Below are 14,474 nucleotides of genomic sequence, written 5' to 3'. Positions count from 1 at the left end.
GTTCTCACACCAGCTTGCCCGGGTTCATCATCCCGCCGGGATCAAGGGTACGACAGATGGCGCGGAGGAGTTCCATCCCCAGGGGTCCCTTCTCTGCTTCCAGGTACGGCCGGTGATCAATCCCCACCCCGTGCTGGTGGCTGATGGTGCCGCCAGCGGCCACAATGGCCCGGCTGGCGGCCGTCTTCAGAATCCGCCACCGCTCCAGTGACTCCTGGGGGTCGGGGGACAGGCGGTAGAGGTAGGTAGTGTAGATGTTGGCACCGTGGGGGTAGACATGAGAGATGTGGGTAAACACGTGTGTCCTTTCGCCCGTACCGTCAAGCCCGTGGCGGAGTGCTCGTTCGATGGCTTCCAGCAGACGGGGTAGGCCGGTCCAGGTGGTGGCCGTCTCCAGCGTGTCCGCGGCGTAGCCTATCTCCCAGAGGGTATTGCGCAGGTAAGGGGTGCGGAACCGGTGTTTGACCCATTCGTGACCGAATCTGCGGCCGATGTGGATACCGCGGTGGTCCCGGGCGATGCTCAGGGCCTGGCGACGGGTATGTTTCACCTGCGCCCTTCGGCCCGACAGGCCCACGATCAGCATGCATTTCTGTCGCCCTGCCCCCCGCAGCGCGAGCCATCTTTCCAGGAGCCGCATCAGTTTCTCCCGGCCCGCCAGGATCAGGTTGGTTGCGGTCTCTTCGGGCGTGCTCAGACGCAGCATGGAGAGCGGCAGGCAGGATTGCACCATCTCCCGCACCGCTGCAATCCCGTGCTCCAGGTCGGGAAAGAACACGGCGTGGAAAGCTTCTTCTTCGGGAAGGCGGCTGACTCGCACCGTCACTTCGGTGATAATGCCCAGCCTGCCCTCTGAACCCAGGATTACTTCCCGCAAGTCGGGTCCGGCTGCGGAGGCAGGGAATGGCGGGATGATCAGCGTCCCCGTGGGGGCTTCCAGCCTCCCCCCGGCGAAGAGGTCCTCGATCCGGCCGTAACCCAGTGACTGCTGGCCCGCCGAGCGGGTGGCGACCCAGCCGCCCAGCGTGGAGTACTCGAAGGACTGGGGGAAGTGTCCCAGGGTGAAGCCGCGGGTTCGCAGGGACGCCTCCAGGTCCGGGCCCCTGACTCCCGCCTCGAAGGTGGCCAGGCCACTTAGTTCGTCCAGGTTGACCAGGTGGCTCATGCGCCCCATGTCGACGGACAGGGTGGGAGCGCCGTCTGGGGGGACCCGGAGGTGTCCCAGCACGCTGGTCCCACCCCCGTAGGGGATTACTCTTGCGCCAGCTTCCTGGGCGTGCCTGATGAGCTCCCGTACCTCTCCGCTGGTGGTAGGGAACGCGACCCCGTCGGGGAAAGCGGGGATCGTTCCGCTGCGGGCGGCTATCCAGTCGGGGAGGCTCTGGCCCAGGGCGTGACGCACCCTTTGCTCGGGGTCGCTGGTTACCAGGGGGTGGGGCGGAAGACGAGAAGGAGGCACCCGGGATGCCACCTCAGCCAGGGTGACGTCCCGGGGTCTGAGGCCCGGGCCCAGCCTTGTCTCCAGGAAGCGGCGTGCTGCCGGGGGCACCGGGTAATCGACGGTATCGTCTCCCCACCCATTCCACCTTCTCACGGATGCCCGCCTCCCTCTGCCTGAAGGCCGGTGATTCTGCTTGCTTCCGGCGGCTGCGTTCTCACGGTTGCCTGCCAGAGGGTGATGCTTTCGAGCATGGCCTCGCTGACTGCGGTGGCTGCTCTGTCGGGGTCGCACGCCATGGCGGCGTTGAGGAGACGGTGGTAGAAGTTCCGCGACGCAGTCCGGTTCTCCGCGCGGGCAAAGTACTGGTGCGCCGCCCGTGCGTACAGTGTGCTGCATCCGTTCAGCATGAGAAGGAAGACGGGGTTATCCGAGAGCAGGGCCAGGGTGCGCTGGAGTTCCCAGTCGAACGCTGCGTAGGCGGCAGGATCGTCATCCAGATCCTCGCTTCCTGCGAGTGCGGCCACCACTTTGGCGGGGTGGCGTGCGACGGCTGCCCGGCTGAAGGCAGGAGCGAGTGCTGCACGGACCTCGAGCAACTGGGTGATGAAATCGGGCGAGAGGTGCTCCGCATGCTGGACCAGCCTGTCCAGCACATTGAGGTTCCCCTCCCGCCAGAAGTAGTTGACGCTGGCGGGTTGCCCGTGGCGGATGGTGATCCAGCCATCACGGGCCAATCTTTGCAAGGCCTCGCGCAGGGTGGGACGAGCGACTCCGAACTGCCTGGCCAGGTCCCGCTCTCCAGGAAGGGCAGAGCCTGGTGGAAAGGTACCGTCCAGGATGGCTCTGATGATGTGCTCTTCGACTTGATCGGACGTCCGTTTGCCGCTCCCTTGCTCACGTGCCACAGTGTTTGCTACCCCATTTCGTGCGCTTGCTTGTAAGGTTAGACCAGAAGGATCAACTGGTCTGGCCAGTGTAGCCGCCGGTTATATTGTTGCCAACCCCTGGTTGCCCGTCAAGAGGCAAGTGTCGCGGGCGGCCGGACAGGCGGTGAGGGATGGCACCCTGAAGCAATCCCTGGAAGGGCTCCGCCAGACCCTCAAAGAATACCTCAGTTAGCGGCCTGGACCTGGGGGCGGTGGCGAGAACTCGGGTCGCGTAGCCACGGAAGGACTGATGCGCGAGGGGCGCCCGATGCTGGATTGCTCCGCAGGAGGTGTGGATGTTGGAGGTCGTAGCGTGTGCCGTGCAGCTTGAGCCCCGGTGTTGCGAGAGCACCGCAGATCTGGTCAGCTTGCTGGACGATTCGGTGCGGCGGGCGGCCGGGGCAGGCGCGAGCCTGGTGGTGCTACCGCATCTGGCAGACCTGGTAGACCGGAGCCGGCCTCGGATGGCGGAGGCACTTGCCCTGACGGCGGGAGATCTGGCCCGGGACGCAGGGGTGTACCTGGCCCTGGGCTTACCCGGGGAAGGGAATGCGGGCCTGCTCATCGGCCCCGACGGGAAGCTCATCGGCAGGCAGTGGCAGACCCACCTGCTGCCCGAGGAGAGGGAACGGGGCCTGGTGGCAGGGGGTGACCTGCTCACTTTTCGGACCGAGGTCGGCCGTCTGGGGATGCTGGTGGGCACCGACGCCTGGTACCCGGAGGTAAGCCGCATCCTCGCCTTACAGGGCGCGGAGATCCTGCTCTCGCTGCAGGCGGTGCGCCGTCCTTACACCTCCTGGCGGCAGATCGCCGGGATCTGGCAGGAAGTGCAGCAGAACCAGACCTTCGGCGTGGAAAGCTGCCTGCACGGCCACCTGCGCAGCCCGGCGACAGGGGAAAAGGTCGAGTTTGAAGGCCGCAGTGCCATCTTTGCCCCCTGCGAGATGACCCCCGGCGAGACCGGCATTTTGAACGACGCCCCTGATGGGGCAGGTCTCGTTCTCGCCCGGCTGGATTTCGCGGCACGGGAGCAGGTAATCGAACGCTACCCCGTCCTCGGACTCCTCAATCCCCGCCTGTACTGTCGCTACTTCCCCACCGTATACCGGTCCTTCCCGGGCGCTTACACGGCAGGGCCCGGCGATGCGCACGCCCGCGAGGAGGCGGAGGGTGAAGCAACCGCCCGGGTACGGGTGGCGGCGGTGCAGATGCGGCTAGAACTGGTGGGCTCGCCAGAGGAATATGCCCAAAGGATCCTCAGCTTTGCCGGGCGGGCAGCGGAACAGGGTGCCCGGATGGTGGCCTTTCCCGAGGATGTAGCCACCGCCCTGCTCGGCCTCATGCCGGGGATCCATGAACTGACCGCAGGCGGCGACCTGCTCCAGGCGGTCAGGCGGGTGGGCCCCGATGCCAGGGTGGCCGACATATTCCGCGCCATCGCGCCCGCCGTGCAACAGGTGCACGAGGCGAGCTTCTCGGAGGCGGCCCGCCGGTTCGGCATGTACGTGGTGGCCGGCAGCGCCATTCTGCCCGATGCCCGCGGTCGCATGGTCAACGTGGCCCACGTTTACGGCCCCGACGGGCAGAAACTGGGTGAGCAGCAGAAGTGCCACTTCATACCCATGGAGGTGGCGTGGGGACTGGAGACCGGCGACGACCTGGCAGTGTTCGACGCCCCCTGGGGCCGCTTTGCCGCCCCGGTATGCATGGACGCCACCTACTTCGAGACGTTCCGCATCCTCGCCCAGCGCGGCGCCGAGGTGGTCGTGATCCCCAGCGCCAATCCAGAGGAGTACAACGTCTGGAAGGCCCTGAGGGGTATCTGGCCCCGGGTGCAGGAGTCGCAGGTGTACGGCATCCACGCCTGTATGGTGGGCAGTTTCATGGGTCTTACCCTCACCGGGCGCAGCGGGATCTTTGCGCCCATGGAACTTACTCCTCACGGTGACGGTGTGCTGGCCCAGGCGGAACGCTATGACGAGGAGGCCGTGATAGTGGCAGACCTGGACCTGGAGGCCCTGCGGCGGCTGCGCCAGGAGGAGGGTGTGCACCGGGCTTTCAACCTGGCCCTGTACGAACGGTACCTGCCGGAGATCTACGAAAGGAGTCGTCCTGGTGTGCGGGGAGATTCCTGTTCGGGCCGGTGAGGAGTCTTTTGGTCCGCTACCGCGTTGGGGCGGAATGTGTTAGAATCGGGTCAGCCAAACGAAGGATAGCGCCACTAGGGGTGCCTCGGGCTGAGAGAGGGGTTTCCCTCAACCCTGGAACCTGATCTGGGTAATGCCAGCGGAGGGAAGTGGCGGACGGTGTCAGGCCGCTCCTCCCGCTGGGGCGGCCTTAAGTGTGGGGCTGCTCGGGTGCTCGGCTTGGTGTGCTCCAGGTGGCCGGGGGGTGAGATACGATGACTCAACTGGAAACGGCTCGACAGGGTATGGTTTCTGCCCAGATGCTGGTGGTGGCTCAGGAAGAGGGCTTGTCGCCGGAAAAGGTGAGGCAGGCGGTGGCGGAGGGCACGGTGGTGATCCCGGCCAACCCGAATCACCGGGCCTTGCATCCCCGAGGCGTGGGTGCGGGGCTGCGCACCAAGGTGAACGCGAATTTGGGTATATCCACCGCGTTTCCCGACGTGGGACGGGAGGAGCGGAAGCTGCAAGTGGCCCTCGAGGCGGGAACCGACACGGTAATGGATCTGAGCACAGGTGGCCCTGAGGAGGTGGCTCGCTGTCGCGGGATGGTACTGGATGCCTCTCCCGTGCCGGTGGGCACGGTCCCGGTGTACGAGGCGGCGGTTCGAGCGCAGGCGCGGCACGGTTCCATCGTGCAGATGGATGCCGAGGAACTGTGGGATGTTATCGAGGAACATGCTGCCTCCGGGGTTGACTTCATGACCGTGCACTGCGGGGTTACCAGGCAGGCGCTGGAGCGCCTGCGCCGGGAGGGCAGGCTTACGGATGTGGTCAGCCGGGGCGGGGCATTGCTCATCGGGTGGATGCTTCACCACGGGAAGGAGAATCCCCTCTACGAGCGCTTTGACCGCCTGGTGGAAATTGCGCGGCGGTACGATGTCACCTTGAGCCTCGGCGACGGGATGCGCCCGGGGAGCCTGGCGGATGCCACCGACCGGGCCCAGGTTGAGGAACTGGTGATCCTGGGTGAACTGGTGGACGAGGCCCGGCGGGCAGGGGTGCAGGTGATGGTGGAGGGGCCGGGTCATGTTCCCCTCCCCCAGATCGAGGCCAACGTCAGGATCCAGAAACGCTTGTGCCACGGTGCTCCCTTCTACGTGCTGGGCCCCCTGGTGACCGATGTGGCGCCGGGTTGGGACCACATCACGGCCGCCATCGGAGGGGCGCTGGCCGGGGCGGCAGGAGCTGACTTCCTGTGTTACGTGACGCGCTCCGAGCACCTGGGGCTGCCCGACCTGGAGGAGGTGCGGGAAGGGGTGGTGGCAGCCCGTATCGCTGCCCACGCCGCCGACCTGGCCAAGGGGATAGCGGCGGCCTGGGAGTGGGATCGCGAGATGGCCCGTGCGCGCAAGGCCCTCGACTGGGCCAGGCAACTGGAGCTGGCCATCGACCCTCAGACGGCCCGGTCGCTGTGGGAGCGGAAGAATGAGCGGGTGGCAGCCGACTGCGCGGCAGAGTGTTCCATGTGCGGACCCTATTGCGCCATGCGTCTGGTGGCCGGGTATCTGGCCGGTCGTGCTTAGGATGGCCGCGCCAAAGGGAAGCAGCGCGCTGGTAGCCATGAGGCAGGAGGCGCGGGTCTGGGACATAGGTGGTCGGAAAGGCCGGGCGCGGCAGTTCGCCGCGCCCGGTGCCCGCCCCTATGTATGTACTTCCAGCATGCCGGCTGGTGGGGCACGCCTCATCCAAAGGGAATGTCTGGACCTCAGAGGAGACGGAGTCTTACTCGCCAGGCATAGGGTTAGCCGCGCTCTGCAAAAGGGATAAAAGGCCGTCGATGTGATAGACCACCTCGCGGCGGCACTGGGCTGCCCGGAGGGCTAGCTGAGCGACGTCTGTTCTCTCGCGGGCAACGTGGAAGAGTTCCCTCATCTCGGGCGGCAGCATCCCTACCAGGTCGGTGCCGTCACACACCAGGAATGGCACGGAAACCTGGTAGAGCTGGGCCAGCCTAGCCAGAGCCGATTGGCTGGGGTTGCGGGTACCCCGCTCATAGGCGGAAACTGTCGAGTAATGGCACCCCACGGCGTGCGCCACGTCTTGCAGGCTCATGCCCCGGCTCAGGCGAAGGCGGCGTAGCCGCTCTCCCATCGACTCCAAGCGGTCACCTCCTTTCCATCCGATTACTTATCTCTCGAACCGGAAATTCCTGTCGGCAGTATGTATAAAATTCAGCGTCGTTTCGACAACTCTCCTTGCCCGGTATTGGTCTCGGGTGGTTCTTCGCGGCTGTGCCAGGGATCGCCCGTGCCGAGAAAGGAGTGTGGCCCCAGGCGGCGAAAACATAGTTGTTGCATCCTGGAAGGGGAGGTCTGGCCGTGTTCGGAGAAGGCGACACCAGGGTCTTCCGCCCCCAGGGCGAAAGACAGATCAACGCCCGCGAGGTTCTGCTCAGGGTGTACCGCGCCCTGAAGGACAAGGGCACCCACGACCCCGTCCAGCAGATAGTGGGATACTTGCTCTCGGGTGAGCCGGCCTACATCACCAGTTACAAGGACGCGCGGAACCTGGTGCGTCAGGTGGAACGGCACGAGCTCCTGGAGGAGTTGGTGCGGGCGTACGTGACCGCGGCCGACAGAGAGACCTGACGGGAGGCAGGGGCGGGGATGGACCTTTTCGACCGGGTGCTGGCGGTGGTGACGACTGCGGCCACCCCGGTGGCGGAACTGAGGGGGGCTATTCCGCTGGGACTGGCGCTTGGGTTTTCCCCTTGGGAGGCCTGGGCCTGGGCGGTACTGGGGAATTTGATTCCCGTCCCTTTCTTGCTCTGGGGATCGCGTGCCGGATTGATCTGGCTGGAACGGCAACCCTGGCTGCACAGTCGCCTGAAGGTGTGGGGAGAGCGCAGTTCGTCGCGCCTGGCGGCCAGGGTGAGGCGCTGGGGGCTGTTGGGGCTGGTTGTGTTCGTGGCCATTCCTCTGCCCGGCACGGGGGCCTGGACGGGGGCAATGGCGGCGACTTTCCTGGGTATACGTCCCTGGCCGGCTCTGCTGGCCATAACCCTGGGTGTGACCACGGCCGGCACCCTGCTGGCGGCGGCAGCAGCGGCAGCAATGACAATCGGGCGCTGAGGGCGGCAACCGGCTAGGCGGTGCCGGGGAGGAGGAGCATGGGTTGAGTCTGGCGAGAGCTGGTGAGGAACGCATCGAGTGGGCGGCAAGGCGGATGCCGGTGCTGGGGCAGATCAGGCGTCGCTGGGAAAGCGAGAAGCCGCTGGCGGGCGTGCGGGTGGGGGCATGTTTGCACGTCACCACGGAGACAGCCAACCTGGTACTGACCCTGCAAGCAGGGGGGGCCCGGGTGGCTCTTTGTGCCTCCAATCCCCTGAGCACGCAGGATGACGTGGTAGCGGCCCTGGGCGAGCGGGGCATTGCCGTGCACGCTCGCCGGGGGGAGACCAGGGAAGAGTACTACGCCCACATCCACAACGTGCTGGACACCCGCCCTCACATCACCATGGATGACGGGGCTGACCTGGTGGCCGTAATTCACCAGGAGCGCGAGTCCCTGCTGGCAGACGTCTGGGGCGGTACAGAAGAGACCACCACGGGCGTGACCAGGCTGAAGGCCCTGGCCCGGGCCGGCAAGTTGCGCTACCCGATCGTGGCCGTGAATGACGCCCGTACCAAGTACCTGTTCGACAACCGGTACGGGACCGGGCAGTCAGCGCTGGATGGTATCCTGAGGACCACCAATATCCTGCTCGCCGGGAGCACCGTGGTGGTGGTGGGATACGGCTGGTGCGGCCGGGGAGTGGCGGCGCGGGCCCGGGGCATGGGAGCACAGGTGCTGGTGGTCGAGGTCGATCCCCTGCGGGCGCTGGAGGCGGCCATGGAAGGGTTTCCGGTCGTCTCCATGGACGAGGCGGCTCCGCGGGGAGACCTCTTCATCACGGTGACGGGCAACCTCAGGGCCATCAGCGGAGAGCACATACGCAGGATGAAGGACGGGGCCATCTTGGCCAACGCCGGGCACTTCAATGTGGAAATCGACATCGGGGCCCTGGAAAGCATGGGGAGGCGGCGCCGGGCCCGGGAAAACGTGGACGAGTACACCCTGCCCGATGGCAGGCGCGTGTACTTGCTGGCCGAGGGGCGCCTGGTCAACCTGGCCGGCGCCGAAGGCCACCCGGCGGAGGTGATGGACATGAGTTTTGCTGACCAGGCCCTGACGGTGGCGTGGCTTGCGACCCGTCCCGGTCTCACCCCCGGCGTGTATCCGGTGCCCGAGGAAATAGACCAGCAGGTGGCGCGCATGAAACTGGGGGCCATGGGGATAAACCTGCAGGAACTCACCGAGGAACAGAGGCGCTATATGCAACAGTGGGAGGCGGGCACGGTGTAGGCCGGCATGGCCGTCGCAGGAGGGAGTTTCCGCAGGGGCAACGGAGGAAAGAAAGATCTTTGGCCGCGAAGGGCCAGGGAGGGAGAGATACGATGGATGTAGACCGGCTGGCGGCACTGATCAGGAACGTCCCCGATTTCCCCGTGCCGGGGATCCTGTTTCGCGATATCACGCCGCTCCTGCGTGATCCGGCTGCTTTCAGGTACGCGCTGGATCTGCTGGCCGACCACTGGAGGGGCGTGCCGGTGGATCTGGTGGCGGGCGTGGAATCGCGGGGCTTCATCGTGGGGGCCCCGGTTGCCGAGCGGCTGGGCGTGGGGTTCGTGCCCGTGCGCAAACCGGGCAAACTCCCCTGGGCCAAGGAGCGCCAGGAGTACCAGCTCGAATACGGGACGGCAGCGGTGGAGATGCACGCGGATGCCGTCGAGCGCGGCCAGCGCGTGCTGGTGGTGGACGACCTCCTCGCCACGGGGGGAACGGCCAGCGCCGTGCGCACTCTCGTGGAGAGGGAAGGTGGCCAGGTGGTTGGGTTCTGCTTCCTCATCGAGCTTGTACCCTTGCGCGGCCGGGAAAAGCTGGCGGGATATCCTGTGTTTTCCCTCATCAAATTCGACTGAGGGGGCGCGCCCATCGCTTCGGGAGGTGTGGCCATGGCAGAGGCAGAGATTGGCATCTTCGGCGGCTCCGGCTTCTACCAGTTCCTGGAGGGAATTCGGGAGATCACGGTGGACACCCCTTACGGGGCACCCAGCGACCGCATTGTCCTTGCCGAGATCGGGGGGAGGAAGGTGGCTTTTCTCCCCCGCCACGGAAAGCACCACCAGTACCCTCCTCATTCCATCAATTATCGTGCCAACCTGTGGGCAATGAAGGAGCTGGGGGTCACCCGTATCATAGGTCCCTGTGCGGCGGGGAGCCTGCAGCCTGGCATCCACCCCGGTGACTTTGTACTGTGCGACCAGTTCGTGGATCGCACCGCAGGCCGCAAAGACACTTTTTTCGATGGCCCCGTCGTCGCCCACATTTCTACCGCTGACCCCTACTGTCCCGAATTACGCGACGTCGCCTGGGAGCGCATGCAGGCTCTCGGGCTGCCCGGCCACCGCAGGGGGACGGTGGTGGTGATCCAGGGGCCCCGGTTTTCCACCCGGGCAGAGAGCCGCTGGTTCTCCCAGATGGGATGGGAAGTGATCAACATGACCCAGTACCCGGAAGTGGTACTGGCCCGGGAACTGGGCATGTGCTACCTGAACATATCGCTCATCACCGATTACGACGTGGGGCTGGAAGGCCGGGCGGATATCAAGCCGGTTACCCATGAGGAAGTCCTGCGGGTGTTCTCGGAGAACAACGAGCGGCTGCGCACCCTGCTGGTGGAAATCGTGACTCACCTTCCGCCTGAGAGGGGATGCCGCTGTGCGGAAATCTCCCGCCAGGCCCGCCTGAATGCCTAGGACCGGGTGGATAGCGGGAGCAGTTCCAGGAAGCCGGCGCGGGCCAGGAGCTTGAGGTAGCGCAGGGCGTAGGTGGTATTACGGATGCCCGTCTCCAGCTCGACCAGCCGTTGTACCTCGGCCAGGGTGCGCTGCCCGTCACTCCAGTAGAGCAACTGGGCCTCCAGGGTGCGGGCGTGCTTCTTGTGTTCCCGCCCGAAGAGCAGGAAGTCGAGGGCTTCGGTGCAGGGCAGGGCGGCGAGCACTTCGCGGATGTCGACGGGACCGGGCAGCACGCGGCGCGGGATCAACCGGGCCGCCTCTCGTTCCTCGTCGGTGGCCGGAGACGGGGATGTTTCTGGGGGGCGATCCGGGGTTCCCCGGTGGGCAGCCTGCAGAACCGCGTGGATGCGGCGGAGCTCCCGGTCGGCTACCTGCCTGCACTCCTCTTCCAGGGAGCCCATTATGGTCCGGAAGGATTCTTGTTCGTCGGGGGCGAGCAGCCTTTGCAGGGAGGTCAGGTCGGCCAGCCGCCGTTGCAGTCTGAATCTGACGGTTTCCTCCACCCGCTGCCAGACAGTGCTGAGAGCCGGTTCACCCCGGGTCTCCGGAGCCTCTCCCAGGGCTGCGTTTACTGCCCGGTGCAGGCTGGAGGCAAAGCGAGCCGTCATCTCACCTGCCAGCCAGGCCACCCGGGGGAGGTGGGCGTCGGCGAGGAAGAAGGCGTAGGTGGCTGTGGCTGCAGCCACGCGCCGGAGTGCCTCCGGGTCTACTTTGTCCAGGGTGTCGGCGCTGGTATGGTAAAACTTGTCCGGCCACTGGATGATCATGGGACAGGGGATCCCCACTGTGGGGTCGGCAAGCAGGTAGTGGTCCGATCCCCCGGAGAAGGGGGTCTCCGTCCACCGCAGGACGGGGAGTTGGGCCGTACCTGCCCAGTTGGTGCCTTCCGCCAGGGCTTCCGCCATGATGAGGGCCAGCAGGTCGGAGCCGAACGAGGGCGTAGCCAGAGGTCCCGCCTCCGCCTGGAGCACGCTGCCGCACAGGTCCTGGCGTTCTCCCACCATGTCCAGGTTGACGGCTGCCACCGCTCGCCGGAGGACTTCCGGGTTGCGGGCCAGATAACAGGTGGTGCCATTGATTTCGGGAACGAGCAGCAGGCGGATCCCGCGCCGGGGGCGGCTCAGTAGCCCTTGCCTTATCAGGGTGGCCAGGCTGACCAGCGCTTCCACCGCAGCGGCCGACCCGGAGGCATTGTCGTTGGCGGAGGGCTGGGGGTGGCACAGGTGGGCGACCACCAGCACTTCCTCCGGGGAGATGCCGGGGAGGAAGGCGGAGAGCACGTCCACGCTACCCGCGTAAAAGCGGCTGCTGACCCGGACGTGGATGGGGAGGCCCTCCGGGCCGGCGTCCTTCAGCATCTTCCTGATCTCGTCACCGGCGCGGGGAGAAAGGACGAATCCCCAAATGGGTTGTTCGCCCGGTGCCCACCAGAATGAAGTGTACTGGAGGGCGTCGGCCAGGTCCCAGCGCCTGCGCACGGGAGGAAACTCGCGCATGCCGTCGGTGACCAGGCCCACCGCTCCCCGGTCCACGGCCAGGCGGCGGATGATCTCAAGGTCACCGCTGGCCATAACCGCCCTGCCCCCCAGGTCCAGGTCTCGATAGGAAGCGGGGTCATCGGCGTTTTCCACCAGGACCAGCCGGCAGTCTACCCCTTCGGGAGGAGTGGGTGCGCTGCGCTGGATGAGCGACAGCTTCTGCTCGTCCCACCTGGCCAGGTGGCGCCGGACGGGGGCCAGGAGGGTGAGTTCAGCATCGGTGCACTCCCACTCCGGTCCAGGGCAGTAGGACCAGTAACGGTGCTGGCCGTCGGCGGGAAAGGAATGGAGTTCCACCTCCAGCCCGGCCCGCTCAAGGTGCGGTGTGATCGCCCGGGCGGCCTGCCGGAAACCGGGACTGGCCTGGATGCGATGATGTCTGATGATTTCGGCCACTGTGTCCAGCGCGCGTGCTCCGGACACCTCCTGGCTCAGAAGTTTGAGGACGTTGCGGAACATGACCGGTTCTCCTTTCTGCGCCGGGGGCTCCGGCATACCTACCGTATTTCCGCCGCCAGGGGAGGAAATCCTGCAGTTAGCCGAGAAATAGCCTGGAGCGACTTTTGCTTGCCCGCTAGGAGGCCCGCCTCTTGATTCCCCTGCACGACGACATACCGTCCCGCCGTTACCCCGTGGTCACCCGGCTTCTGGTGGCGGTCAGTGTACTCGTGTTCCTGTATGAGGTCACCCTGGGACCGCGGGAGCTGTGGCTGGTGGTCCACACGCTGGGGGTGGTGCCGGCCCGTTATTTGCCCCTTGAGCGCCTGTTTGCGTACGGGTGGGTGCTGATCATACCTCTCGTGACGTCCATCTTCCTGCACGGTGGATGGATGCACCTTCTGTCCAACATGCTGTACCTGTGGATCTTCGGGGACAACGTGGAGGACAGGATGGGGCACGGGCGCTTTCTCCTTTTCTATCTCCTGGCGGGGGCGATCGGGAATGCTGCCCATATCCTGGCCGATCCGACTTCTCGTGTGCCCGCCATCGGGGCCAGCGGGGCCATTGCCGGGGTGCTGGGGGCGTACCTGGTGAGCTTTCCCAGTGCGCGGGTGGCCACCCTGGTTCCCCTGGGGATTTTCCTCACGGTGGTGCAGGTGCCCGCCGTCCTGTTCCTGTTCGGCTGGTTCCTGCTGCAACTGGCCAACGGGGTGGCGGCCCTGGGGGTCCCCAGTGCTCAGCAGGTGGCCTGGTGGGCCCACATAGGGGGATTCCTGAGCGGGTTGGTCCTGGTGGGGTTCTTCGCGGGCGACAGGCGCAGGTTGTACGACTAGGGGAGGGGGAGACCATGGAGATGATAACGCTGAGTGTGATTAAGGCAGACGTGGGCGGATTTGTGGGACATTCCTCAGTGCACGGGGCGCTAAAGGAGCGGGCCAGGGAATGCCTGGAAGCAGCCGGTTCCCTGCTGGTGGACTTCCGGGTGTCTTCGGTGGGCGACGACCTGGCCCTGATCATGAGCCACCGGCACGGAGTCGACCACCCGGCCGTCCACGAGTTGGCGTGGAGCACCTTCTTGGCCTGCACCAAGGTGGCAAAGGACCTCAAGCTGTACGGGGCGGGTCAGGACCTCCTCAGCGACGCTTTTTCGGGCAATGTGCGGGGTATGGGGCCGGGCGTGGCGGAAATGGAGATTGCGGAACGGCCGTCGGAGCCGGTCGTGGTATTTTTGGCTGACAAGACCGAACCGGGAGCATTCAACCTGCCCCTTTACCGCATATTTGCGGATCCCTTCAATACGAGCGGCCTGGTCATCGACCCCAAGATGCATGCAGGCTTTCGGTTCGAAGTGATGGACGTGCGGGAAAAGGCAGTCGTCACCTTTGACCTCCCCGAGGAAATGTACGACCTCCTGGTGTTCATCGGGGCGCCGTCGCGTTTCTGCATCAAGCACATATTCAGCAAGGAGTTGGGCGAGGTTGCTGCTGCCGTGAGCACCCAGCGCCTCAGCCTGATGGCCGGTCGGTACGTGGGCAAAGATGATCCCGTGTGCATAGTGCGTTGCCAGAGCGGCATGCCAGCCCTGGGGGAGGTCCTGGAACCGTTCGCCAGCCCGCACCTGGTGGCGGGATGGATGCGGGGATCGCACGTAGGCCCGCTCATGCCCTGCGGCGTTGCGCAGGCCACGCCCACCCGCTTCGACGGACCGCCCCGGGTGGTTGCCCTGGGGTTCCAGATCGCGGAGGGGCGGCTGGTGGGTCCCCAGGATCTCTTTGCCGATCCTGCGTTTGACCGGGCGCGGCAGCAGGCACTCGAGATCGCCGACTACATGCGGCGGCACGGGCCATTTGAGCCCCATCGGCTGCACCTGGAGGAGATGGAGTACACCACCATGCCCCAGGTGATGAAGCGTCTGGCAGGCCGCTTCGTTCCCGCGGACTGACGCCGCCCTAAGGCGGCGTCAGCCGGTTGGGATGACGGGGCGATCCTGGCCGGCCGGGTGCGGGGTCAGCCGGTGCGCCCTGCCTGCCCCGGCAGTTGGGTCAGGGCAGCTGGTGGTTAAAAGGCCCCGCGCAGGGCACCCTTATAGCGAGGTGGCCGAG

13 protein-coding genes and 1 riboswitch are annotated in these 14,474 nt (G+C 65.8%); of the genes, 9 read left to right on the top strand and 4 right to left on the bottom strand.

All coding sequences use genetic code 11. The features are described from left to right. Positions 1 to 4: 4 nt before the first annotated feature. Together AB1446_10510 and fadR are read right to left on the bottom strand one after the other, a co-directional pair. Positions 5 to 1,594 (bottom strand): FAD-binding oxidoreductase, encoded by a 1,590-nt coding sequence (locus AB1446_10510; GenBank protein ID MEW6547326.1) that lies wholly within the window; start codon positions 1,592 to 1,594, stop codon positions 5 to 7. After that, positions 1,591 to 2,346, bottom strand: coding sequence for a fatty acid metabolism transcriptional regulator FadR (fadR, locus tag AB1446_10505; GenBank protein ID MEW6547325.1), 756 nt, complete (start codon positions 2,344 to 2,346; stop codon positions 1,591 to 1,593). The genes AB1446_10510 and fadR overlap by 4 nt, the downstream gene beginning before the upstream one ends. A gap of 320 nt (positions 2,347 to 2,666) precedes the next feature. Here fadR and AB1446_10500 point away from each other — a divergent pair, with 320 nt between their 5' ends. After that, on the top strand, positions 2,667 to 4,514 hold the full coding sequence (locus tag AB1446_10500) for a nitrilase-related carbon-nitrogen hydrolase (GenBank protein MEW6547324.1): 1,848 nt from the start codon (positions 2,667 to 2,669) through the stop codon (positions 4,512 to 4,514). Positions 4,515 to 4,580: 66 nt separating this feature from the next. Beyond that, positions 4,581 to 4,679, top strand: a riboswitch (TPP riboswitch). 89 nt (positions 4,680 to 4,768) lie between these two features. Continuing rightward, positions 4,769 to 6,076 (top strand): phosphomethylpyrimidine synthase ThiC, encoded by a 1,308-nt coding sequence (thiC, locus tag AB1446_10495; protein MEW6547323.1) that lies wholly within the window; start codon positions 4,769 to 4,771, stop codon positions 6,074 to 6,076. 199 nt (positions 6,077 to 6,275) lie between these two features. Here the strand turns inward: thiC and AB1446_10490 are convergent, their stop codons facing one another. Continuing rightward, positions 6,276 to 6,644 carry a helix-turn-helix domain-containing protein gene (locus AB1446_10490; GenBank protein ID MEW6547322.1) on the bottom strand — a complete coding sequence of 123 codons (369 nt, stop codon included), beginning with the start codon at positions 6,642 to 6,644 and terminating at the stop codon, positions 6,276 to 6,278. A gap of 227 nt (positions 6,645 to 6,871) precedes the next feature. On the opposite strand from AB1446_10490, the gene AB1446_10485 reads away from it, so the two are divergent. From AB1446_10485 to AB1446_10465, 5 genes are all read left to right on the top strand, one after another. Continuing rightward, positions 6,872 to 7,141: an IreB family regulatory phosphoprotein gene (locus tag AB1446_10485; protein MEW6547321.1), complete on the top strand. Its 270-nt coding sequence runs from the start codon at positions 6,872 to 6,874 to the stop codon at positions 7,139 to 7,141. Between the two features lie 18 nt (positions 7,142 to 7,159). Then, positions 7,160 to 7,624, top strand: a complete 465-nt coding sequence (locus AB1446_10480; GenBank protein MEW6547320.1) for a small multi-drug export protein — start codon at positions 7,160 to 7,162, stop codon at positions 7,622 to 7,624. Between the two features lie 43 nt (positions 7,625 to 7,667). After that, positions 7,668 to 8,897, top strand: a complete 1,230-nt coding sequence (locus AB1446_10475) for an adenosylhomocysteinase (GenBank protein ID MEW6547319.1) — start codon at positions 7,668 to 7,670, stop codon at positions 8,895 to 8,897. Between the two features lie 92 nt (positions 8,898 to 8,989). Next, on the top strand, positions 8,990 to 9,514 hold the full coding sequence (locus AB1446_10470; protein ID MEW6547318.1) for an adenine phosphoribosyltransferase: 525 nt from the start codon (positions 8,990 to 8,992) through the stop codon (positions 9,512 to 9,514). A gap of 33 nt (positions 9,515 to 9,547) precedes the next feature. Continuing rightward, positions 9,548 to 10,351, top strand: a complete 804-nt coding sequence (locus AB1446_10465) for an S-methyl-5'-thioadenosine phosphorylase (GenBank protein ID MEW6547317.1) — start codon at positions 9,548 to 9,550, stop codon at positions 10,349 to 10,351. Here AB1446_10465 and AB1446_10460 read toward each other — a convergent pair. Next, positions 10,348 to 12,390 (bottom strand): DUF4910 domain-containing protein, encoded by a 2,043-nt coding sequence (locus tag AB1446_10460; GenBank protein ID MEW6547316.1) that lies wholly within the window; start codon positions 12,388 to 12,390, stop codon positions 10,348 to 10,350. The genes AB1446_10465 and AB1446_10460 overlap by 4 nt on opposite strands. A 131-nt stretch (positions 12,391 to 12,521) precedes the next feature. Between AB1446_10460 and AB1446_10455 the strand changes: the two genes are divergently transcribed. Beyond that, complete coding sequence (locus tag AB1446_10455; GenBank protein ID MEW6547315.1) at positions 12,522 to 13,205, top strand: rhomboid family intramembrane serine protease; 684 nt, start codon at positions 12,522 to 12,524, stop codon at positions 13,203 to 13,205. A 14-nt stretch (positions 13,206 to 13,219) separates the two neighbouring features. After that, positions 13,220 to 14,314, top strand: a complete 1,095-nt coding sequence (gene fbp / locus AB1446_10450) for a fructose-1,6-bisphosphate aldolase/phosphatase (GenBank protein ID MEW6547314.1) — start codon at positions 13,220 to 13,222, stop codon at positions 14,312 to 14,314. The last annotated feature ends 160 nt before the right edge of the window (positions 14,315 to 14,474 follow it).

It is taken from the genome of Bacillota bacterium, from assembly GCA_040757085.1.
Lineage (GTDB): Bacteria > Bacillota > Sulfobacillia > JACIYH01 > JACIYH01 > JACIYH01.
Note: the sequence above shows the minus strand (reverse complement) of the source record. Positions and strands in the feature narration are given on the sequence as shown.